A 20,427-nucleotide genomic window follows, 5' to 3' on the forward strand; every position below is an offset into this window, starting at 1 on the left:
TGGCCGGAGCCGCCGTCATCCATTGGCGAGGACGGTCGCCTGGGTCGCGAGTGCGAGTGCCGTCTGGCCGACGACCAGGATCGGGCGGATCCGGGCGGTCGCCGTCCAGGAGGGGCGGAGAAGCAGCGCGGTGACGCCGGCGGCGGCGCTGCCCCAGAAGGACCACCAGGCGATGGTCATGAGGACGTCCGAGGCCGGATCGCACTGCTCTCCGTAGGTGAGGCACCGGCCGTACTCGGGGGTCGCGAGCACGCAGATCCAGGAGAGCACGGTGGCGGGGAGGAGCAGGGCGAGCGCGATCGCCGCGGCAACGCGCCAGCCCGAGCGCTTCCGGGAGACTCCAGCGGTGTTCTCTATGGTCACGACCTCAGTGAACAGCCTTCCGGCCGCTTGATCGATCCGTGCGGCTACTCATGTTCGCCCGGTGCGGTACTCAGCCCTCCGGCTGCTCCGCCTCGCCGCTGACCGGGGCGACGCCCTCGACCAGGTGGCGGAGCGTCTTCACCGCCTCGTCGCTCTCGCGGGCCGAGGCGCGGAAGACCTCCGCCGACCTGCGGTGGCCGCGCTCCTCGGCGGCGGCGGCCATCCGCTCCGACATGCGCACCCGCTCCTCCAGGCGCAGCACCGCGACCCACAGCGCCCGCTCCACCGCGTCGGCCTGCCCGTCGAGCAGGCTGGCCGCCGACCAGATGTGGCCGACCCGGCATGCGTACCGGGGCGGGAGGCCGCCGGAACGCACGTTCAGCGGGCCGCCGCACTCCGGGCAGGTCATGCCGCTCCACGTTCCGGGCGGGTCCATGACCGCGGCCCGCTGCTCCAGACGGGTCCCGGCGCCGCCCGGGGCCGGCGCCGCCCCGACCGGCGTCCGGCTCTGCTCGGTGATGAACGCCGCCAGGTCCGCGGCGCGCAGGGGCACGGCGTGCTCGGTCGCCGCTAGGGCGGCGCGCGGCATCCCGTCGTAGGCGCTCTCGGCCGGGTCCTGGACGGCCACGACGCCCCCGGCGCGCTCGACCGCCGCGCATCCGGCGGCCCCGTCGTCCAGCATGCCGCTGAGGACGACGCCGATCACCCGGGGCCCGTACGCGGACGCGGCGCTCTGGAACAGCGGGTCGGCGGCGGGACGGTGGCCGTGCTGCTTCGGGCCGTGGTCCACGTGGACGCCGCCGTCCCGGACGAGCAGGTGGCGGTCCGGAGGAGCGACGTAGACGCGGCCGTGCCGCAGCGGCTCCCCGTCGACGGCGGCGGCGGAGCGAAGCCACCCGGCGCGGTCCAGGATCTTCGGGAGCGCCCGGCCGCCCGTGGGCGGGATGTGCAGCACCACGAGCAACGAGGCCGGAAGGTCCGGCGGGAGGGGGGCCAGGACCGCCTGGAGCGCCTCGATCCCTCCGGCCGAGGCCGCGACGACGACGATGTCGCGCCCGGATGCGGTGGTCTTCGCGGGGTCCCTCGCGGCGTCCATTGCCTCCCCATGCCCGCGCCCGGTGGGCTCATGTCCGGCGGCGCCCGGCATCCGCGCGCAGCTCCCGGCTCCTGGCCCGCGGCTCGCGCAGCCGCTCCCTGGTCTCTTCGAGGCGTCCGAGCGGCGTGTACTCGCCGGAACGGTCGGGCCCGGCGCGGGTCAGCTCTTGTCGCGGGCGGCGCGGATCATGTCGCGGACGCGGTCGCTCACCGCGGCGAGCGGCCCGGCGAGCATGTTCTTGGCCGCTGACTCCACCCCGGGATGCGGGTGCGTGGGCGCGGTGGCCTCCGCCGCGCGGACGGCGGCGGCGAAGCCCTTGAGCTGGGCGGGGCTGAACTCGTCCTTGAGGCGGTCGAACTCGTAGCGCTCCTCCGCGCGGGCGTGGGTCAGCACGTCCACGCGGAGCTTGTCGAGCGACTTGAGGAAGCGCGGGTCGCCGGTGTCCATGCCGTCCAGCTCGGCGAGCAGCTCCTTGGCCTCGCGCTCCTCGGCCAGCCGGTCGTCCACGATGCCGTCTCCGCCGGGCAGCCGCCGGGCCATGGGGTGGACGATCTCCTCCTCGGCGGTCTCGTGGATCGCCAGCAGCTTGACCAGCTGCCGGAAGGCGTCCTCGCGCGCGGCGCCCTCGCAGTTCATGACCTCGTCGAACAGGTCCCTGATCCGGCCGTGCTGCGCGCGCAGCAGGTCGATGACGTCCTCGGTGGTCTCGGCGTTGGCGGGTGTGGTCCGCATCGTCTGTCTCGCTTTCTCGGTCGGCCGCGGCCTGGCACCGGGCGCCGTTCGCGTGCGTTGGGCGGGCGATGGGGCGGCCCGTACCCAGGGCCGGGGGCACCATGCCGGTGGCCTTCGCTTCTTCGTGCCGAGGTTCCGCCAACACGGGACCAATCTTGGAATCGGGCGCCGCGAAAAGGTGCAGGACGGATCGCCCCGGGTACGCGCCCCGGGCGTCAGCCCGAACGGCCCCGCACAGGAAGGGACGAGCCTGGTGGCCTTCAACCCGCTCGAACACCGCGGCATCCCGCTGGACGACCAGCTGCGCAACTGGGCGCAGCTGGACGTGGCACCCGTCGATCCCGACAAGTCCGATCCCTACACCAAGTGCCGCATCATCGCGATGAACGGCATCGAGGTGGAGGCGATCATGTTCAGCCACCACTTCAACCGGATCTGCCCCGACCTGGAGGTCAAGCAGCAGCTGGCCCAGGTCCGCAACATCGAGCAGCAGCAGCAGAAGGTGGTCAACTGGCTGCTGCCCGGCCAGGCGTCGGTGCTGGAGACCACCATCAGCTACGAGCAGGTCGCGGTGGACCTGACCGGCTGGGTGGCCCGCCAGGAGCCCGACCCCTACCTCAAGCAGGCCTACCAGTTCGGGCTGCTGGAGGACTTCGACCACCTGTACCGGTACGCCAACCTGTACGAGATGATCGAGCACCGGCGGGCGGAGAAGATCGTCGACCAGCTCACCGAGGTGATGCCGGGACGGCCCGGCCACCTCCAGCACCGCCACCCGTTCGACAACGTCCGCGAGCCCTACGACCGCGAGGCGGCCGCGCCGATCTCCAAGCTGCACGCGCTGACGATCATGGCGGCCGAGCAGCAGACGATGAACTTCTACATGAACGTCGGCCCCATGTACATGGAGCCCATCGCGCGGCAGCTCTACCAGGACATCGGCCTCATCGAGGAGGAGCACGTCACCCACTACGAGTCGCTGGTCGACCCGGGGGAGACGTGGTGGGAGCGGCTCGTCAACCACGAGTACAACGAGTGCTACCTGTACTACTCGTTCATGCAGACCGAGTCCGACCCGCGCGTCAAGGGCATCTGGGAGCTGCACCTGAACATGGAGCTGGAGCACCTGCGGATCGCCTGCGACCTGATGCGCCGCCACGACGGCCGCGACCCCGAGAGCATCCTCGCTCCCGCGCTTCCCGAGCCGGTCACCTTCGAGCCGAACAAGCAGTACGTGCGCGAACTGCTCGCCACGCAGATCGACTACACGACCCTCGGCACGGGCTACGTCCAGGAGGCGCACCGCCGCTTCGAGGAGTACCAGGACAAGATCAACGCCGAGCGGTCGCCGCAGGAGCGCGTCATCGACGAGCACCGCGCCAAGTTCGGGGACGAGTACCGCCTGGAGACCGACGGCCCCCACCCGGTCGGGCACCTCCGCGACAAGCCCGCCGGCTGACCGCCCGGTGCCCGCTCGCCCGCCCCGGCCGGAGGCGCTCCGCCTCCGGCCATTGCGCGGCCCTCGGAGAGCCGCACCTCGGCCAGCTCCTCGCGCACCTGGCCGCGCTCGCCGACGAGGATTTGGTCATCACCAGCCTTCGGTAAAGCCCGGTGCCAGGGACCGCCGGAAACAGCGGATTCAGGCTCCCTCGCGGTAGCGCGGGTTGGTGGCATGCCATTCGAAGCCGCCGCCCATCCAGGCCCGCAGCCCGCGCAGGAACCGCTGCAGCTCCGGCGACGGGACGCCCGCGAGCTCCCGGTGCCCCGCCTCGAAGTCGCGGACGAGGTCGTTGTGCAGGCGCACGGCGGTCTCGGTCGCCTCCTCCACCGAGCAGCCCCGGTCCGCGGCGATCAGCAGCACCAGGTTGCAGACCGGGTTCTCGTCGGCGGCGTCCTTGGCCACCGAGTGCAGGTCGTTGACGATCACGCTCGCCGTCCCGGCGCGGAAGGCGGCGCGGCGGACGCGCGGGTCGTAGTACAGGTGGGCCGGGACCTCGTAGCCGCCGACGACGTCGATGAGCGTCATCGAGGTGTAGAAGCTGTCGTGCTGGCGCGCGGCCAGGTACTCCCAGGCGGGCGGGTGCTCGCCGGTCTCGCGCCAGGCCGCGTAGGCCGTCCAGCTCACGAACATGGCGAAGGTGGAGTAGCAGATCCGCTGGACCTGCACGGGGGACGCGTGGCGCTTGAGGTGGCCGACCGCCGAGCCGAGCATCCGCAGGACGACGTCGCCCTCCAGGGCCTCGCTCAGCGGCGGGGTGAACCCGCCCGCGGGCGGGACCGGGTCCATCGCCGACATCACCAGCGTGAGCCGCTGCGGCAGCCGCGCGGGCACGGCGCCGAGGGCGGTGTCGTCGGCGTAGTAGTCGTCGGCCGCCCACCACCCGGCGTTCAGCTGCGCGGCGACGAGCAGGGCGTCCGGATCGTCGGTGTCGGGGTGGGCGAGGGTGACCAGGCGCCCGAAGGCCGCCCGGCCCAGCCCGTCGAGCTCGTGGTCGTCGAACCCGCGGTCGCGCGCCCAGGAGGCCAGCCGGGCGTCGACCTCGGCGGCGAGGGCGTCGTCGTCGCGCTCGGGCAGCGGGCAGTAGAGCGGCGAGTGCGCCCCGTCGCCCCAGTCGCGCTCGACGTAGCCGGGCCCGCCGCCGCCGACGGGGCGCGGATGGCGCCCGGCCAGGAGGTCGCCGTAGGGGACCTCCCGGCTGGGACGCGCCGCGGCGATCAGCGACGGCAGGGCCGCCGCCTCGGTCCCGAGCCCGGACGGCCGCGCCGGCCGGGGCTCCGCGGCCGAGCCGTACGGCGCGCGCCGGCCGCTGCACCCGTGGTGCGTCGTTTCCATGGTCTGCTCACCTGCCTCCGCCCGAAGGCGACCGGTCCGGGTCAACGGGTTCAGATGCGGTCGGCGGCGATGAGCAGGTACTGGAAGCTGCCGTCGCGGTACGCCTCCAGGAAGGCGCTCTCGATGCCGGTCGCGACCGACGACTTCTCGCGCAGCTCCCAGTACGGGATGGTGTCGGCGGTCAGGTCGACCACGGTGACGGGCACGAGCCGGTTGGCCGCCATCGCGCGGAAGTAGGCGCTGCGCGGGTGGATGTCGCACACGTAGTGGGCGTTGATGGTCGAGACGGCCCGGGACGGCAGCCCGTACACGTCGTTGTAGCAGCCGGTGATGGTGACGTACCGGCCGCCGCGGGCCAGCAGCCGGGAGTGCGCCGCGAACAGGTCGTCCAGGACGGTGTACATCGTCGACTCGTTGTTCCAGATCGCCTGGAACGCGCCCGCCTCGAACCCCGTGTCGAGCATGTTCTTGAAGTGGAACCGGACCTTGTCGGACACGCCGCGCTTGGCGGCCTGCTCGTTGGCGAAGTCCACCTGGGCCTGGGAGATCGACACCCCGTCGACCCGGCAGCCGAAGGCGGCGTTGGCCATGATGCTGGAGCCGCCGCGGCCCGAGCCCGCGTCCATCAGCCGGTGGTCGGGCCGGATGTCGCCGAGGTGTTCGAGCAGGAACCGGGCCTGGGCGTTCTCCAGCCGGTGCAGCTCGGCGATGACCGCCTCGTCGCGGGCGTCCTCCGGGGTCTCCAGGACCGACCAGTCCACCTCGCCGATGCCGTAGTGGTGGTGGTAGGTCCCCGAGACGTCGCCGAGGCGCAGGTTGACCGGGTTGCGCTCGGTGTTCCAGTAGGTGGCGACGTCGTGCTGGTAGACGCTGGCGATGGCCGTCATGAACGCTTTCCTCCAGGGGCACGGTGGCTCGGGATCACGGCTTGAAAGCTAACGGTGACGGTCCGTGTCCGAAAGGGCACTCTTCAGCACAGAAGGAAGACACCTCCGTTAGGGGAATGTTCCACCGCGGACACTCCTGTCCGCCCGGTGCCGCACGACCGGCGATCTCCGTGGTGGCGACGGGTCCGCGCGCTTTCGGGAGCCCCCGCTACCCGAGGAGTGCGCGGGGCTCGGGTTCCGGCCGGCGGGGGTTGCTGACCGCCAGGTAGAGCAGGACCATGCCGACGATCTGGGCGAGGTGGTAGACCGACGTGGGGTCCAGCGCGACGCCGCGGGTGACGCTCGGGTCGATCGCCTTGGCCGCGGCGGCCCCGGCGCTGGCGGCCAGCGCGAGGATCACCGGGCCGGCCATCGGGTGGCGGCGCCGGGCCGCCAGGCCCCAGAGCGCGAGGATGCACACCATCGTCAGGCTCTCGCAGGCGAGCAGCGCGCCGACCCCGGCGTGCCCGGTCGCCGCGAGGACGGCGTAGGCGCCGATCCCGATCGAGCGCAGCAGCCAGAACGTCCTGCCGTGGCGGGGGCCGAGCACCTCCGCGACGGTGGCCGCCAGCAGGTAGGACACCGCCACGACGACCATGGCGCTGATCACGGCCCAGCTCGGCCCCGACCACCGCTCCGAGTACTTGATCAGCCCGTGGTGGACGGACCCGGCGAGCGCCGCGATCCCGGCCCACCAGAAGGCCGTGCGCCAGTGCCGGTGCGGCGCCGGGACGCGTCCCAGCCGGACGGCGAGCGCCACCACGACCAGCCCGAGCGCGAGGTCGCTCAGTGCGGGCGCGGGTTCGGCGAGCATGATTCGCACGCTACCCGCATGACGGGCATGAATCCTCGGCCGCCGACGCGCCGGAGGCGCGGGCGGGGCGCATGAGGGGCGGGGACGGGGGTAGCCCCGCCTTGTGAACGCCGACCTGGTCGAGGACGGCCCCTACCGGTTCCGGATCGAGCCGACCGGCGCCATGCGCGTGCCCGGCGTGGTGTTCGCGTCGCGGGAACTGCTGGCGCCCGCCGAGAACGCGATCGGGCAGGTCGCCCACGTCGCCGCGCTCCCGGGAGTGGTGGAGGCGTCCTACGCGATGCCGGACATCCACCTCGGATACGGCTTCCCGATCGGCGGCGTGGCGGCGACCGACCCGGCGGAGGGCGGCGTGGTCTCGCCCGGCGGCGTCGGGTTCGACATCTCGTGCGGCGTCCGGCTGCTGGCGGCGGACATCGACGCCTCCGGCCTCGCCCCCGTCCTGCGGGACCTGATGGACGGCCTCGACCCCGTCATCCCGCGCGGCATGGGCAAGGGCGCGGTGTGGAGCCTGCCGGGCCGGCGGGAGCTGACCGGCATCCTCACCGGGGGAGCGCGGTACGCGGTCGAGCGGGGCCACGGGGACGAGCGCGACCTGCGCCGGTGCGAGGACGCGGGGGCGGTCGCGGACGCCGACCCCGGCCAGGTGGGCGAGCGCGCGGTGGAGCGCGGCGCCCGCCAGGTCGGCAGCCTCGGCTCGGGCAACCACTTCCTGGAGGTGCAGCGGGTCGCCGAGGTCTACGACGCCGGCGTGGCCGGGGCGTTCGGGCTGCGGCCGGGACAGGTCTGCGTCATGATCCACTGCGGGTCGCGCGGGCTCGGCCACCAGATCTGCACCGACCACGTCCGGGCGATGGAGGCGGCGATGCCGCGGTACGGGATCGAGGTCCCCGACCGCCAGCTCGCCTGCGCCCCGGTCGACTCCGCCGAGGGCCGCGCCTACCTGGGCGCGATGGCGGCGGCGGCCAACTACGGCCGCGCCAACCGGCAGCTGCTCGCCGAGGCGGCGCGCCGGGTGTTCCGGCGGGTCGCGGGCGCCCGGCTCGACCTCGTCTACGACGTCTCGCACAACCTGGCCAAGATCGAGGAGCACGTGGTGGACGGCGTGCGGCGGCGGCTGTGCGTGCACCGCAAGGGGGCCACCCGGGCGCTGCCGCCCGGCCACCCCGACCTGCCTCCCGACCTGCGCGGGGCCGGCCAGCCGGTGCTGATCCCCGGGACGATGGGGACCTCGTCCTACGTCCTGACGGGCGTGCCAGGTGGGCCCGCGTTCTCGTCCACGTGCCACGGCGCCGGACGGGTCCGGAGCCGCCACCAGGCGGCACGCGGCGTCAGCGGCGAGCGGCTGCGGGCGGTGCTGGAGGAACGCGGCATCGCCGTGCGGCCGTCGTCGTGGCGCGGGCTGGCCGAGGAGGCGCCGGACGCCTACAAGGACGTGTCCGCCGTGGTCGAGGCGGGCGAGGGCGCCGGGCTCTGCCGCAAGGTGGCCCGCCTCGTCCCGCTGGGCGTCGTGAAGGGCTGACCGGCCGGTCGCGCGCGCCGGTCGCGGGGCGGGCCCCTCACACGTCGATCGTCACGGCGCAGGACCAGCCGCGCGCGTCGCGGCCGAACCGCAGGTCGTGCAGCGACACCGCCTTGGGCACGGCGCCCGTCCCCACCGCCTCCGCCGCGTCCCCGGTCGCCAGCCGGGCGGTGAGCCCGCCGTCCGGCGCCCCCGCGATCTCCGCGTCCACGACCAGGACGCCGTCGACGTCCAGCCGGTAGATCACCTCGTCCAGGACGGCGACGAGCAGGTCCGCGGCCGGGCCCGGCGGCACGTCCACCCGGACGCCGCCGGACGGGCGGACGCCGGAGACGTCGGCGAACGACTCCACGAGCCCGGCCACCGCCTCGGCGACGCAGCGCTCCCGCGTCGGCCCCCACGCCTCGATCCGCAGGTCGGCGGGGTGGGGGACGCCCCGGTGCCCGCTCGCGCGCGACATGGTCGGACGGCTACCCGGCGCCGGCCGCGGGAAACCGGCCGGGCCGCCGCGGCGGTGACCGGGCGCGCCGGCGCCCTCAAAGATCAGCTACGGCCCTGACCTGCGGCATGACGTCGCAAAATCGCGCGCGGCGCGGCGCCTGCGGGGCGGAGGGCGGGAACGGTGCCCTCTGGAGGTGAAGCGTGGACAGGAGCGCGAGGGCGAGGGCGTGCGCGGCGGCGCTGGCGGGTGCGGCGGTGCTCGCCGGGTGCAGCGGGAACTCCGAGAACGCCGGGAGGGCCGGGAACGCGGGACCCGCGTCGGTGCGGACGTCGGCGCCGGTGTCGGAGTCCGGTTCGGACCTGCAGCAGCAGTATGTGAAGGTCGTGGACGCCGTCCTGCCGTCGGTGGTGAAGATCCAGACCGATCAGGGGGAGGGGTCGGGCGTCGTGTTCGACGCCCAGGGCGACATCGTCACCAACGCGCACGTGGTCGCGGGGGCGAAGAAGATCCAGGTCACCTCGTCCGGCGGCGGTTCCCCGATGACCGCCTCCCTGGTCGGCGAGTTCGCCGCCGACGACCTGGCCGTCATCAAGGTCGGCGGCGGGTCGCTGAAACCGGCGTCGTGGGGCGAGTCGAGCGCGGCGCAGGTCGGGCAGATCGTGCTGGCGATGGGCAACCCGCTCGGCCTCGCCGGAAGCGTGACGAACGGGATCGTCTCCGCGCTGCACCGCACGGTGTCGACCAAGGGCGAGGGGGCCTTCCAGGGCTCGACCATCGCCGACGCCATCCAGACGAGCGCGGACATCAACCCGGGCAACAGCGGCGGTGCCCTGGTCACGCTGGACGGGCAGGTGATCGGCATCCCCACCGCGGCGGCCTCCGACCCGCAGATCGGCGCGGCGGCGCCCGGCATCGGGTTCGCGACGCCGAGCGACACGGTCAAGCGGATCGTCCCGCAGCTCATCGAGTCGGGGAAGGTGTCGAACTCCGGCCGGGCCGCGCTCGGCGTGGTGGTGCGCACGATCGTCGACCCGCAGACCGGCCGGCGGTCGGCCGTCGCGGTGGTGGAGGTGCAGAAGGGCGGCGGGGCCGCCCGGGCCGGGATCCAGGCGGGCGACCTGATCCTCTCGGTGAACGGCACCGCGACGCCCGACCAGACGGCGCTGACCACCGTCCTCGCGAACCTCCGGCCCGGCCAGACGGTGAAGGTCGAGATCCAGAAGCCGGACGGCTCGAAGAAGCAGGTGCAGGTGAAGCTCGGCGAGCTGCCCGGAGGCGGCTGACCCCGCGCCCGCATCGCCCCGCCCGCACGGGTTGACGGGGGCCTGTACGCGAGTACAGTGTACAAGCGTACAGGCAACTGAACGTGCGTACAGGGGGTGGGGATGGCGGCGCGGGAGCGGGCCGAGGACCTGACCGGGCGCGCCCGGATCAGGGACGCGGCCCTGCTGGAGTTCGCCGAGCACGGGGTGAAGGGCGCCACGATCCGGGGCATCGCGAAGGCCGCCGGCGTGTCGCCCGCCCTCGTCCAGCACCACTACGGCACCAAGGAGGCGCTGCGCGCCGCGTGCGACGAGCACGTGATCGAGGTGATCCGCGAGACCAAGCGGGAGGCCCTGAACGGCGGGATGGCGAGCCCGAGCTTCCTCGCGATCGCGATGAGCACGGCCCTGCCGGTCCAGCGCTACCTGGCCCGCGCCCTGACCGACGGGTCGGGCGCCGCGTCCGTGCTCTTCGACGAGGCGATCGCGTTCAGCGAGGAGATGCTGGAGCGCGGCGCGCCCGGCATGGCCGCGCCGAACACCGATGACCTGCACGGCTACGCGACCGTCATGACCGGCATGAGCTTCGGCGTGATCGTCCTGCACGAGCACATGTCCCGGGCGCTCGGCGCCGACGTCCTCCTGGGCGACGGCTACCCCCGCATGGCGCTGGCGATGCTGGACGTCCTCGACGACCGGCTCCTGTCGCCCGAGCTGGTGGCGCAGGCGCGCGCCGCCCTGAAGAGCCTGCCCGCCCCCGGCGGGCGACCCCTCGACGAGGAGGACCGGTGACCACGAACACGCCCCCCATTGCCCTCTCCGGCCTGGTCAAGAAGTTCGGCCGGACCCGCGCGCTGGACGGCCTGGACCTGACCGTCCAGCCCGGCGAGGTGCACGGCTTCCTCGGCCCGAACGGCGCCGGGAAGTCCACCACCATCCGCGTCCTGCTCGGCCTGCTGCGCGCCGACGGCGGCACCGCCCGGCTGCTCGGCGGCGACCCGTGGCGGGACGCGACCGAGCTGCACCGCCGGCTCGCCTACGTCCCCGGCGACGTGACGCTGTGGCCGAACCTGTCCGGCGGCGAGGTGATCGACCTGCTCGGCCGGATGCGCGGCGGCGTGAACGCCCGTCGCAAGGCCGAGCTGCTCGACCGGTTCGAGCTCGATCCGCGCAAGAAGGGCCGCGCCTACTCCAAGGGCAACCGGCAGAAGGTCGGGCTCATCGCCGCGCTGGCGTCCGACGCCGAGCTGCTGCTGCTCGACGAGCCCACCTCCGGGCTGGACCCCCTCATGGAGGAGGTGTTCCAGGAGTGCGTGCGGGAGGAGCGCCGCGACGGCCGCACCGTGCTGCTGTCCAGCCACATCCTGTCCGAGGTCGAGGCGCTCTGCGACCGGGTGACGATCATCCGCAAGGGCGTCGCGGTGGAGTCGGGGACGCTGGACGAGCTGCGGCACCTGACCCGCACGTCCATCGACGCGGAGCTGGCGTCGCCGCCCGACGGCCTGCCGCTGCCGGGCGCGCACGACGTCCGCATCGACGGCAACAAGATCCGCTTCGAGGTGGACACCCCCGAACTGGACGCGGCGCTGCGGCAGCTCACCGAGGTCGGCGTGCGGAGCCTGAGCAGCCGCCCGCCGACGCTGGAGGAGCTGTTCCTGCGCCACTACAAGGACGAGCTCGCGTCGGAGGCCGCGCGATGAGCGCGGCGGTCCACGGCTCGCGCGCGGCCGCGCCGCCCCGCTCGAAGCCGCTGCGGTCGCTCACCGGGACCGGCGGGCTGGTCAGGCTGATCCTGCGCCGCGACCGGTTCCTGCTGCCGTCCTGGGTGATCGTGCTCGCGCTGATCCCGATCAACTTCGTGGCGGCCACCGACAGCCTCTACCCCACGGCCGCCGAGCGCCTCAAGTACGCGCAGACGACGGGGAACAACCCGACGTTCCTCGCCCTGTACGGGCCGCTGTACGACACGGACCTCGGCTCGATCATCGCCCAGCGCTCCGGGTTCATCCCGGTGGTCGTGGCGCTGATCAGCGTGCTCACCGTCGTCCGGCACACCCGCACCGAGGAGGAGGCGGGCCGCCGCGAGCTGCTCGGCGCCACCGTCACCGGGCGCGGCGCGGGTCTGGCCGCCGCGCTGGCCGTGACGATGGCGGCGAACCTCGTCCTCGCCGGCCTGCTGGCCGCGGGCATGGTGGCGCAGGGCCTTCCCCTCGCGGGCTCGCTGGCGTTCGGCCTGCAACTGGCCGCCGCCGGATGCGTCTTCGCCGCCGTCGCGGGCGTCACCGCCCAGCTCAGCGAGGGCGCGGGCGCCGCCAGGGGCACGGCGATCGCCGCGCTCGGCGCCGCGTTCGTGGTCCGGATGGCCGCCGACGCCGGCGGCGCGGGCAACGGGCTGTCGTGGCTGGGCTGGCTGTCGCCGCTCGGCTGGGAGAACCGGCTGCGCGCCTACGGCGAAGAACGCTGGTGGACCCTCCTTCCGGTCGCCGCGCTCGCGGCCCTCCTGGTCGCCGCCGCGGGCCTGCTCTCGGCGCGCCGGGACGTGGGCGCGGGCGTGCTGCCGCCCCGGCTCGGCCCCGCGGACGCCCCGCGCCTGCTCTCGGGCGCCCTCGGCCTCGGCTGGCGGCTGCAGAGCCGCGCCCTGTACGGCTGGCTCGCCGGGTTCGCCGCCCTCGGCGTCGTGTACGGCGCCGTGGCGGGCGGCGTCGGCGACATGGTCAAGGACAACCCCGAACTGGAGAAGATCTTCACCCGGCTCGGCGGGCAGGGCGGGATCATCGACGCCTACTTCGCCTCGATCATGAGCATGCTCGGCCTGTTCGCCGCCGCCTACGCGGTCTCGGCGACCCTGCGGCTGCGCACCGAGGAGACCGGGCAGCGCGCCGAGCCGGTGCTCGCCACCCCCGTCGGGCGGCTGCGGTGGGCGTCCGGCCACCTGGCCTTCACGCTGCTCGGCCCGGTCGCCGGCCTCGGCGTCGCGGGCCTGGCCGCCGGGCTCGCGCACGGCCTGGACACCGGCGACCCCGGGCGCGAGGTGCCGCGCGTCCTCGGCGCCGCGCTCGCGCAGCTTCCCGCCGTGTGGCTGGTCGGGGCGATCGCGCTCGCGCTGGTCGGCCTCGCGCCGAGGCTCACCGGCGGCGCCTGGGCCGCGGTCGGCGTCTTCGCGGTCGTGACGCTCTTCGGAGCCGGGCTCGGCCTGGACCAGTGGGCCCTGGACGTCTCACCGTTCACCCACGTCCCGAAGCTGCCGGGGCACGACCTCGCGGTCACGCCGCTGCTCTGGCTCCTGGCGGTCGCGGCCGTCCTGGCCGCCCTCGGCCTCGCCGGTCTCCGCCGCCGGGACCTCTCCACGGCGTGAGGCCCCGCCGCCGGGAAATCGGCGGGCCTCCCCGGACCCCAGCCGTTAGATTGGCCGGGTGACTTCCCCGAAACCCCTCGCCGTCTGCGTGTTCTGCTCGTCCAGCGGCACGATCGACCGCCGTTACGTCGACCTCGCCGCCGAGGCCGGCGCCGAGCTGGCCCGGCGCGGCCACAGCCTCGTCAGCGGCGGCGCCCAGGTCTCGTGCATGGGCGCCGTCGCCCGCGCCGCGCGGGCCGGCGGCGCCCGCACGGTCGGCGTGATCCCCGAGGGCCTCGTCAGCGTCGAGATCTCCGACGAGGAGAACGACGAGCTGGTCGTCACCCCCGACATGCGGGCCCGCAAGGGCGAGATGGACCGGCGCAGCGACGCGTTCCTCGTCCTGCCCGGCGGCATCGGCACGCTGGAGGAGCTGTTCGAGGTGTGGACGGCCCGCGTGCTGACCATGCACGACAAGCCCATCGTCATCCTCGACCCCACCGGCGTCTACGAGCCGCTGCGCGAGCTGATGAAGGGCCTCACCGAGCAGGGCTTCGCCCGCCCCAAGATCTGGGACGCCGTCGGCTGGACCGGTTCGGTCCCCGAGGCGTTCGACCTGCTGGAGCGGTCCCAGCCCCGCATCGAGTTCTCCCCCGAGGACTACGCCGAAGCCGAACTCTGACCGGCGGCCGCTCCCGTCCGCTAGTCGTGTTTCCGGCCCGGCATGTTCTCGTACATGTCGGTGAGCTTCTGCCGGAAGCCGCGGGCCGCGATGCCGAGCTTCTGCGGGTCCTTGATGCCCGCCTTGACGGCCTTCTTGGCCTGGTCCTTCATGATGTGCGGCGGGATCGGCGCGATCTCGTTGTCGACCACGAACTCCAGGACCACGGGGCGGTCGCTCGCCAGGGCCTCCCGCCAGGCGTCGGTGACCTTCCCGGGATCGTCGCAGTAGACGCCCTTGAGCCCGCAGAGCTCGGCGTACTTGGAGTACGGGAAGTCCGGGATGCTCTGCGAGCCCTCGTACTTCGGGTCGCCGCCCATCGCGCGCTGCTCCCAGGTGACCTGGTTGAGGTCCTGGTTGTTGAACACCGCGAAGATCAGCGGCGCGCCGGCCATCCGCTCGGCGTACCGCTTCACGGTCAGCATCTCGTTCATGCCGTTCATCTGGAACGCGCCGTCGCCGACGAAGCAGATCACCGGCCGGTCGGGGTGGGCGAACCGGGCCGCGATCGCGTACGGGACGCCGGGGCCCATCGTGGCGAGGGTGCCCGACAGCGACGCCCGCATGCCGTCGCGGAGCTTGATGTGCCGGGCCCACCAGTTGGTGGCCGAGCCGGAGTCGGCGGTGAGGATGACGCCGTCGGGGAGCAGCGGCGACAGCTCGTGCGCGACGGCCTGCGGGTTGACCTTCCCCTCGAAACTCTGGCCCGCCCTCTTCTCCATGACCGTGTTCCAGGTGCGGACGTTCTCCTCGATCTCCTCGCGCCAGGAGCGGTCCTCCTTGCGGCGCAGCAGCGGGATCAGCTCCCGGAGGGTCTCCCCGGCGTCCCCGACGACGTGCGCGTCCATCGGGTAGCGGATGCCGATCATGCTCCCGTCGATGTCGATCTCCACGCCCTTGCAGCTGCCCTCGTCCGGCAGCCACTCGGCGTACGGGAAGCTCGTGCCGATCATGAACAGCACGTCGCAGTTCATCATCATCTCGTCGCTGGCCTTGGAGCCGAGCAGGCCGATGGGGCCGGTGACGAACGGCAGGTCGTCCGGGACCACCTCGCGGCCGAGCAGCGCCTTGGCGATGCCCGCGCCGAGCAGCTCGGCCGTCTCGATCACCTCGGCCTCGGCGCCGGCGGCGCCCTGGCCGATCAGCATCGCGACCTTCGTCCCCTCGTTGAGGACGTCGGCGGCCTTGCGCAGCTCCTCGGGGTCGGGCAGGACGCGGGGCCTGCTCCAGCCCACGCTGGAGTACACCGAGCCGTGCTCCTTCGGCGGCGACGGCACCGCGTCGGCCTCCTGGACGTCCTCCGGAATGATGATCGTCGAGACGCCGCGCGTGGTCAGGGCCGTCTTGAACGCCCGGTCGATGACGTGCCGCATCTGGCCGGGGTGCATGACGATCTGGCAGAACTCCGAGACGTCGGAGAACAGGTTCTCCAGGTTGACCTCCTGCTGGTAGTGCGTGCCCTGCGCCAGGCGCTTCTGCTGCCCGACGATCGCCACGACCGGCTGGTGGTCCAGCTTCGCGTCGTACAGGCCGTTCAGCAGGTGGATCGCGCCCGGCCCGGACGTCGCCGCGCAGACGCCGACCTCGCCGGTGAACTTCGCGTGGCCGCAGGCCATGAACGCGGCCATCTCCTCGTGCCGCGTCTGGATGAACTCCGGCTTCCCCTCGGCGCGGTCGAACGCGCCGAGCATCCCGTTGATGCCGTCGCCCGGATACCCGAAGACGCGCTTCACGCCCCACTCGGTCAGCCGCTGGAGGACGTAGTCGGCCACTTGCTGCGCCATCGCTCTCTCCTTCGTCGTCGGTCGTGCGTCATCGCCGCAGCAGCCGCGCCGCGCCCGCCGCGGCCCCCGCGGCGGCTCCGGCCGTCGCGGCCCCCACCAGGTACTTGTGGCGGCCCGCCCACATCTGCGGGCTCCGCGCGTGCGCCTGCTCGTCGAACCGCCCGTGGCTGCCCCGGTCGCCGCCCGGGGCCTCGTCCGCCGGCTCCCACAGGTTCGCCGGCTGGTCCGGACGCGTGCGCATCTCGGTCTGCTGGGACTTGAAGCCCGTCCGGGCCAGGTAGCGGTCCAGCAGCCCCGTGGCGAACTTGTCGGCGAGGATCGTGCCGACGGTGCTGCCGCCGACCCAGTACTCCCGGCGCCGGGGATGCTCGGCGGCGTAGACGAGCGCGTCCGCCGCGATCTCCGGCTGGTAGATGGGCGGGACGGGCTGCGGGCGGCGCGGCATCCGGTTCAGCACCCAGTCGAACTGGGGCGTGTTGACCGCGGGCATCTGCACCATCGTGAGCTTCACGCCGCTGCGCTCGTGCATCAGCTCGGCCCGGAGCGAGTCGTGCAGCCCCTGGACGGCGTGCTTGGAGCCGCAGTACGCGCTCTGCAGGGGGATGCCCCGGTAGGCCAGCGCCGACCCGCACTGGACGATCACGCCGCGGTCGCGCGGCATCATCCGCCGCAGCGCCGCCCTGGTCCCGTTGGCGTAGCCGAGGTAGGTGACCTCGGTGGTGCGCCTGAACTCCTCCGGATCGATCTCCCAGAACGGCGCGAACACCGAGGAGAACGCCACGTTGACCCACACGGCGATCGGCCCGAGCTCCTTCTCGGCCCGCTCCGCCGCCTCGTCCACCGCGCCGGGGTCGGCCACGTCCACGCTGATCGGCAGGGCGCGCCCGCCCGCGGCCTCGACGTCGGCGGCGGCCCCCTCCAGTCCCTCGTCCCCGCGGGCCAGGAGGGCGACCCAGGCGCCGCGGCGGGCGAACGCCGCGGCGGCGGCGCGCCCGATGCCGCCGGAGGCTCCCGTGACCACGACGACCGTGCCCTTGTCGATCTTGTAGTTCATGTCCATTCCCCATGACGGCGATGCTGGATCCGGCACAGGAACCCACTGCCCGAGCCGAGGGCTCTGTAACAAAGGGCCCGCCCGGATGCCTTGCGGGACTCGGATACGGTCGTGATGTGCGCACTCGTGACCTTGCCGTAACCGAAGGAGACCGATGAACGCTGCCGTCCCCGCCTCGCGGGAGCTCGCCGGGATCGCCGAACTCGCCGCCCGCGCCACCGGGGACCGTCTGCGGACGGCGTTCCGGTCGCGTCCCGAGGTCGACCTCAAGCGCGACATCCACGACCCGGTCACCGAGCACGACCGGGCGGCGGAGGAGACGATCCGCGAGGTGCTCGCCGAGCACACCCCCGGCAGCGTGGTCGTCGGTGAGGAGGGCGGCGTGGGCGGCGGCGACGGCGACCTGCGCTGGTTCGTCGACCCCATCGACGGGACCGCCAACTTCGCCGTCGGCCTCCCGTTCTTCTGCGTGTCCATCGGCGCGGCCCTGGACGGTGAACTGGTCGCGGGCGTGGTCTACGACCCGGTGCGCGACGACATGTTCACCGCCTCGCTCGACGGCGCCACCTGCAACGGCGAGCCGATGCGCAGCCGCGGGGCGGTCCGCGACGAGACCGCCGTCGTCGCCACGTCCTACCCGAGCGCCTACGACCTGAGCCTCGGGCGCGAGGAGGCGCTGCGGCGCTACGGCCGGATGGTCGACGCGTTCGCCACCGTGCGCCGCCCGGGCAGCGCCGCCCTCACCCTCGCGCACGTCGCCGCGGGATGGACGGACGTGGCCTACGACTCGTCCATCAACGCGTGGGACATCGCCGCCGGACTGCTGCTGGTCAGGCAGGCGGGCGGGACGTACGTGCCGCTCCGGGGCGAGCCCGGCGGCGACGACTGGGAGGCCCCCGGCTACCTGGCGTGCGTGGACGGCTTCGACCTCGCCGGGTCCGTCATCGCCGAGGTCGCGGACTACAAGGGCGCCGGGGCCTGAGCGCCCGCCCGCGGGGCGCGCCGGCGGACGCGCCCCGTGGCGGATTGACAGCCGTTCGTGATCTTGACCAGACTCGGCGGTGCCGGTGGCGCGACCCGGCGCCGCGCGTTTCGCGGACAGGGACGGTGAACGATGATCGATGCACTGGTGGGGCGGGGGCCCTGGTGACCCCCGCCGGTGCGCGGGCCGAGCGGATCGCGGGGCTGGCCGAGGTCCGGGCGGTGCGTCCGGGGGCGATCGCGGAGGCGGCCCGGGTCCGGGTGCGGCGTGCGTCGCTGCTGGGCGGGTCGGGGCGGTTGATGCTGGTGGCGGCTGATCATCCGGCTCGGGGCGCGCTGGCGGCGGGGGGTGATCCGCTGGCGATGGCCGATCGGGGCGAGTTGCTGGACCGGCTGTGCACGGCGTTGGAGCGTCCGGGCGTGGACGGGGTGCTGGGGACGCCGGATGTGGTGGAGGACCTGCTGCTGCTGGGGGTGCTGGACGGCAAGGTCGTGATCGGTTCGATGAACCGGGGCGGGCTGGCGGGGTCGTCGTTCGAGATCGATGATCGTTTCACGGCGTACGGAGCGGGCGCGATCGCGGCGTCGGGGCTGGACGGCGGGAAGATGCTGCTGCGGGTGGATGACGCCGATCCGGCGACGGTGCGCACGTTGGAGGGCTGCGCGGGTGCGGTGTCGGAGTTGGCGGGGCGCGGGTTGATGGCGATGGTGGAGCCGTTCGTGTCGCGCCGGGTGGCGGGCCGCGTGCGCAACGACCTGTCGCCGGAGGCGATGACGCGCGCGGTCTCGATCGCTTCGGGGCTGGGGTCGACGTCGGCGTACACGTGGCTGAAGGTGCCGGTGGTGGCGGACATGGAGCGGGTGATGGCGGCTTCGACGCTGCCGGCGCTGCTGCTGGGCGGGGAGGTGGCGGCCGATCCCGTCGCCGCGCGGGAGGGGTGGCGGCGGGCGCTGCGGCTGCCGACCGTCCGGGGCCTGGTGGTGGGCCGGTCCCTGCTGTATCCGCCGGACGGCGACGTCGCCGCGGCCGTCGACGCCGCGGTGGAACTCCTCTGAGACCGCGCTCCGAACTCCCGCCGGCACTCCCGGTCAGCGCGGACCAACGTTGTCCTGGGGTTTCTCCTCCCGGCCAGTGATCGTTCATACGCGGTTCAGGGACGGCGACCAGGCTCCCGCGTGATCCCCTTACGTGAAGGAGTGCCCATGTCCGTGACCCGTCGCGGAGTCGTCAAGGGCGGCGCGGCCGGCGCGCTGTCCATCGCCCTCGCCGGAAGCCTGGAGGGAATCTTCCAGACGTCCGCCGGAGCCGAGACCGGGGAGGCGTACGGCTACGGCCCGCTGATCCCCGACCCCAAGGGCGTCCTGGACCTGCCCAAGGGCTTCTCCTACAAGACGCTGTCGGTCGAAGGCGAACCCATCTCCGAGGGCGTCGTCGTCCCCGGTCACCACGACGGGATGGCCACGTTCTCCGGCAGCCGCCACGGCCGCACCCGGCTGGTGCGCAACCACGAGCAGAGCAACAACGGCACCCGCGCCGTGGGCCGTCCCGAGTGGACCTACGACCCCGCAGCCAACGGCGGCACCACCACGCTCGAGGTCGACAGCCAGGGCAACCTGCTGTCGCAGTACGTCAGCCTGGCCGGGACGTCCACCAACTGCGCGGGCGGGCGGACCCCGTGGGGGACGTGGCTGACCTGTGAGGAGACCGAGGGGTTCACTGGCCAGACCAAGAGCCACGGGTGGGTGTTCGAGGTCGACCCGACCGGGCGCAAGACCGAGCCCGTCCCCCTCACCGGCCTCGGCCGCTTCGCGCACGAGGCCGTCGCCGTCGACCCGCACACGCTCACCGCGTACCTGACCGAGGACGCCGCCAAGCCGTTCGGCCTCTTCTACCGGTTCCGTCCCCGCGCCCACCACGGCGGCTACCACGCCTACATGTCGGGCGGGAAGCTGGAGGCGCTGAACGTGGCCGGCGTCCCGGACCTGTCGGCCGTCCAGGAGCCGGGGACGCGCCTGCGCGCCGGCTGGGTGGAGGTGCCCGACCCGTCGGCGAGGCAGACGTCGGTCCGCAAGCAGTTCGACACGATCACGCGGAGCCAGAAGCTCGAAGGCGCCTGGTGGGGCCACGGCAAGGCCTACTTCGTGTGCAGCTTCTCCCGGAAGTCCGACGGCGGCGCCGCCGACCACGCCGGGCAGGTCTGGACCTACGACCCGCACCGCGGCGAGATCGAGCTGCAGCTCGTCTTCAAGCCGGGTGGGCGCTTCGACGGCCCCGACAACATCACCGTCTCCCCGTACGGCGGCGGCGTGATCCTCGCCGAGGACGGCGACGGCGAGCAGTACCTCATCGGCACCACCCGGCGGAACACGCCGTTCGCGATGGCCCGCAACGCCCTCAACGACAGCGAGTTCACCGGCGTGACCTTCTCCCCGGACGGGCGGATCCTGTTCGCCAACCGCCAGTCCGACCCGGGCGCCACCTTCGCGATCACCGGCCCCTGGCACCGCCTGCGCGGCTGAGGACCACCCGCACGGCGTCCCCGGACGACGAGCCGCCCACCCG

19 protein-coding genes are annotated in these 20,427 nt (G+C 73.5%); 10 read left to right on the forward strand and 9 right to left on the reverse strand.

Annotation, left to right across the window (positions count from 1 at the left end):
* Nucleotides 1-15: 15 nt before the first annotated feature.
* From BKA00_RS36155 to BKA00_RS36165, 3 genes are all read right to left on the reverse strand, one after another.
* Nucleotides 16-363, reverse strand: coding sequence for a hypothetical protein (locus BKA00_RS36155; protein WP_185032765.1), 348 nt, complete (start codon nucleotides 361-363; stop codon nucleotides 16-18).
* A 70-nt stretch (nucleotides 364-433) separates the two neighbouring features.
* Nucleotides 434-1,459, reverse strand: a complete 1,026-nt coding sequence (locus tag BKA00_RS36160; RefSeq protein WP_185032766.1) for a chemotaxis protein CheB — start codon at nucleotides 1,457-1,459, stop codon at nucleotides 434-436.
* A 159-nt stretch (nucleotides 1,460-1,618) separates the two neighbouring features.
* Complete coding sequence (locus BKA00_RS36165; RefSeq protein ID WP_185032767.1) at nucleotides 1,619-2,191, reverse strand: hemerythrin domain-containing protein; 573 nt, start codon at nucleotides 2,189-2,191, stop codon at nucleotides 1,619-1,621.
* Nucleotides 2,192-2,444: 253 nt separating this feature from the next.
* Between BKA00_RS36165 and BKA00_RS36170 the strand changes: the two genes are divergently transcribed.
* A complete protein-coding gene (locus tag BKA00_RS36170; protein ID WP_185032768.1) occupies nucleotides 2,445-3,650 on the forward strand; it encodes a hypothetical protein in 1,206 nt (401 codons plus the stop codon).
* Nucleotides 3,651-3,830: 180 nt separating this feature from the next.
* Here the strand turns inward: BKA00_RS36170 and BKA00_RS36175 are convergent, their stop codons facing one another.
* The 3 genes from BKA00_RS36175 to BKA00_RS36185 all read right to left on the reverse strand — a co-directional run bounded on the left by BKA00_RS36175 (nucleotide 3,831) and on the right by BKA00_RS36185 (nucleotide 6,764).
* A complete protein-coding gene (locus tag BKA00_RS36175; RefSeq protein WP_221493436.1) occupies nucleotides 3,831-5,024 on the reverse strand; it encodes a family 2 encapsulin nanocompartment cargo protein terpene cyclase in 1,194 nt (397 codons plus the stop codon).
* Between the two features lie 50 nt (nucleotides 5,025-5,074).
* Nucleotides 5,075-5,911 (reverse strand): geranyl diphosphate 2-C-methyltransferase, encoded by an 837-nt coding sequence (locus BKA00_RS36180; RefSeq protein ID WP_185032769.1) that lies wholly within the window; start codon nucleotides 5,909-5,911, stop codon nucleotides 5,075-5,077.
* Nucleotides 5,912-6,119: 208 nt separating this feature from the next.
* The gene (locus tag BKA00_RS36185; RefSeq protein WP_185032770.1) at nucleotides 6,120-6,764 is read right to left on the reverse strand and encodes a DUF6962 family protein; all 645 of its coding nucleotides are present in this window, start codon (nucleotides 6,762-6,764) and stop codon (nucleotides 6,120-6,122) included.
* Between the two features lie 103 nt (nucleotides 6,765-6,867).
* On the opposite strand from BKA00_RS36185, the gene BKA00_RS36190 reads away from it, so the two are divergent.
* Nucleotides 6,868-8,286, forward strand: a complete 1,419-nt coding sequence (locus BKA00_RS36190; RefSeq protein WP_276530160.1) for an RtcB family protein — start codon at nucleotides 6,868-6,870, stop codon at nucleotides 8,284-8,286.
* 37 nt (nucleotides 8,287-8,323) lie between these two features.
* Here BKA00_RS36190 and BKA00_RS36195 read toward each other — a convergent pair whose 3' ends face one another.
* Complete coding sequence (locus BKA00_RS36195) at nucleotides 8,324-8,746, reverse strand: archease (RefSeq protein WP_185032775.1); 423 nt, start codon at nucleotides 8,744-8,746, stop codon at nucleotides 8,324-8,326.
* A gap of 182 nt (nucleotides 8,747-8,928) precedes the next feature.
* Between BKA00_RS36195 and BKA00_RS36200 the strand changes: the two genes are divergently transcribed.
* The 5 genes from BKA00_RS36200 to BKA00_RS36220 all read left to right on the forward strand — a co-directional run bounded on the left by BKA00_RS36200 (nucleotide 8,929) and on the right by BKA00_RS36220 (nucleotide 14,006).
* Nucleotides 8,929-10,011 (forward strand): trypsin-like peptidase domain-containing protein, encoded by a 1,083-nt coding sequence (locus tag BKA00_RS36200; protein ID WP_185032777.1) that lies wholly within the window; start codon nucleotides 8,929-8,931, stop codon nucleotides 10,009-10,011.
* Nucleotides 10,012-10,113: 102 nt separating this feature from the next.
* Nucleotides 10,114-10,782 carry a TetR/AcrR family transcriptional regulator gene (locus BKA00_RS36205; RefSeq protein ID WP_185032779.1) on the forward strand — a complete coding sequence of 223 codons (669 nt, stop codon included), beginning with the start codon at nucleotides 10,114-10,116 and terminating at the stop codon, nucleotides 10,780-10,782.
* Nucleotides 10,779-11,690 (forward strand): ABC transporter ATP-binding protein, encoded by a 912-nt coding sequence (locus tag BKA00_RS36210; protein WP_185032781.1) that lies wholly within the window; start codon nucleotides 10,779-10,781, stop codon nucleotides 11,688-11,690. Before BKA00_RS36205 ends, BKA00_RS36210 begins: the two co-directional genes overlap by 4 nt.
* Nucleotides 11,687-13,345, forward strand: coding sequence for an ABC transporter permease (locus BKA00_RS36215; protein WP_230299249.1), 1,659 nt, complete (start codon nucleotides 11,687-11,689; stop codon nucleotides 13,343-13,345). The genes BKA00_RS36210 and BKA00_RS36215 overlap by 4 nt, the downstream gene beginning before the upstream one ends.
* Before the next feature lie 58 nt (nucleotides 13,346-13,403).
* Entirely contained in the window at nucleotides 13,404-14,006 is a 603-nt protein-coding gene (locus tag BKA00_RS36220; protein WP_230299248.1) for an LOG family protein, read from the forward strand.
* Nucleotides 14,007-14,026: 20 nt separating this feature from the next.
* Here the strand turns inward: BKA00_RS36220 and BKA00_RS36225 are convergent, their stop codons facing one another.
* Both BKA00_RS36225 and BKA00_RS36230 read right to left on the reverse strand, forming a co-directional pair.
* Nucleotides 14,027-15,829, reverse strand: a complete 1,803-nt coding sequence (locus BKA00_RS36225; RefSeq protein ID WP_185032783.1) for a thiamine pyrophosphate-requiring protein — start codon at nucleotides 15,827-15,829, stop codon at nucleotides 14,027-14,029.
* A 28-nt stretch (nucleotides 15,830-15,857) separates the two neighbouring features.
* Nucleotides 15,858-16,883: an SDR family oxidoreductase gene (locus tag BKA00_RS36230; protein WP_185032785.1), complete on the reverse strand. Its 1,026-nt coding sequence runs from the start codon at nucleotides 16,881-16,883 to the stop codon at nucleotides 15,858-15,860.
* Nucleotides 16,884-17,037: 154 nt separating this feature from the next.
* Between BKA00_RS36230 and BKA00_RS36235 the strand changes: the two genes are divergently transcribed.
* The 3 genes from BKA00_RS36235 to BKA00_RS36245 all read left to right on the forward strand — a co-directional run bounded on the left by BKA00_RS36235 (nucleotide 17,038) and on the right by BKA00_RS36245 (nucleotide 20,384).
* Nucleotides 17,038-17,865 (forward strand): inositol monophosphatase family protein, encoded by an 828-nt coding sequence (locus BKA00_RS36235; RefSeq protein ID WP_185032787.1) that lies wholly within the window; start codon nucleotides 17,038-17,040, stop codon nucleotides 17,863-17,865.
* Between the two features lie 164 nt (nucleotides 17,866-18,029).
* Nucleotides 18,030-18,920, forward strand: coding sequence for a Cgl0159 family (beta/alpha)8-fold protein (locus BKA00_RS36240; protein WP_420829726.1), 891 nt, complete (start codon nucleotides 18,030-18,032; stop codon nucleotides 18,918-18,920).
* Nucleotides 18,921-19,067: 147 nt separating this feature from the next.
* Entirely contained in the window at nucleotides 19,068-20,384 is a 1,317-nt protein-coding gene (locus BKA00_RS36245) for an alkaline phosphatase PhoX (protein ID WP_185032789.1), read from the forward strand.
* Nucleotides 20,385-20,427 lie beyond the last annotated feature (43 nt).

The sequence above is a fragment of the Actinomadura coerulea genome (assembly GCF_014208105.1).
Taxonomy (GTDB): domain Bacteria; phylum Actinomycetota; class Actinomycetes; order Streptosporangiales; family Streptosporangiaceae; genus Spirillospora; species Spirillospora coerulea.

Bases quoted from the DNA above. Each gene is read 5' to 3' on its own strand.
- BKA00_RS36160 (WP_185032766.1), bottom strand. From the start codon at position 1,459: ATGGACGCCGCGAGGGACCCCGCGAAGACCACCGCATCCGGGCGCGAC.
- BKA00_RS36165 (WP_185032767.1), bottom strand. From the start codon at position 2,191: ATGCGGACCACACCCGCCAACGCCGAGACCACCGAGGACGTCATCGAC.
- BKA00_RS36175 (WP_221493436.1), bottom strand. From the start codon at position 5,024: ATGGAAACGACGCACCACGGGTGCAGCGGCCGGCGCGCGCCGTACGGC.
- BKA00_RS36180 (WP_185032769.1), bottom strand. From the start codon at position 5,911: ATGACGGCCATCGCCAGCGTCTACCAGCACGACGTCGCCACCTACTGG.
- BKA00_RS36185 (WP_185032770.1), bottom strand. From the start codon at position 6,764: ATGCTCGCCGAACCCGCGCCCGCACTGAGCGACCTCGCGCTCGGGCTG.
- BKA00_RS36195 (WP_185032775.1), bottom strand. From the start codon at position 8,746: ATGTCGCGCGCGAGCGGGCACCGGGGCGTCCCCCACCCCGCCGACCTG.
- BKA00_RS36205 (WP_185032779.1), top strand. From the start codon at position 10,114: ATGGCGGCGCGGGAGCGGGCCGAGGACCTGACCGGGCGCGCCCGGATC.
- BKA00_RS36215 (WP_230299249.1), top strand. From the start codon at position 11,687: ATGAGCGCGGCGGTCCACGGCTCGCGCGCGGCCGCGCCGCCCCGCTCG.
- BKA00_RS36225 (WP_185032783.1), bottom strand. From the start codon at position 15,829: ATGGCGCAGCAAGTGGCCGACTACGTCCTCCAGCGGCTGACCGAGTGG.
- BKA00_RS36230 (WP_185032785.1), bottom strand. From the start codon at position 16,883: ATGAACTACAAGATCGACAAGGGCACGGTCGTCGTGGTCACGGGAGCC.
- BKA00_RS36235 (WP_185032787.1), top strand. From the start codon at position 17,038: ATGAACGCTGCCGTCCCCGCCTCGCGGGAGCTCGCCGGGATCGCCGAA.
- BKA00_RS36245 (WP_185032789.1), top strand. From the start codon at position 19,068: ATGTCCGTGACCCGTCGCGGAGTCGTCAAGGGCGGCGCGGCCGGCGCG.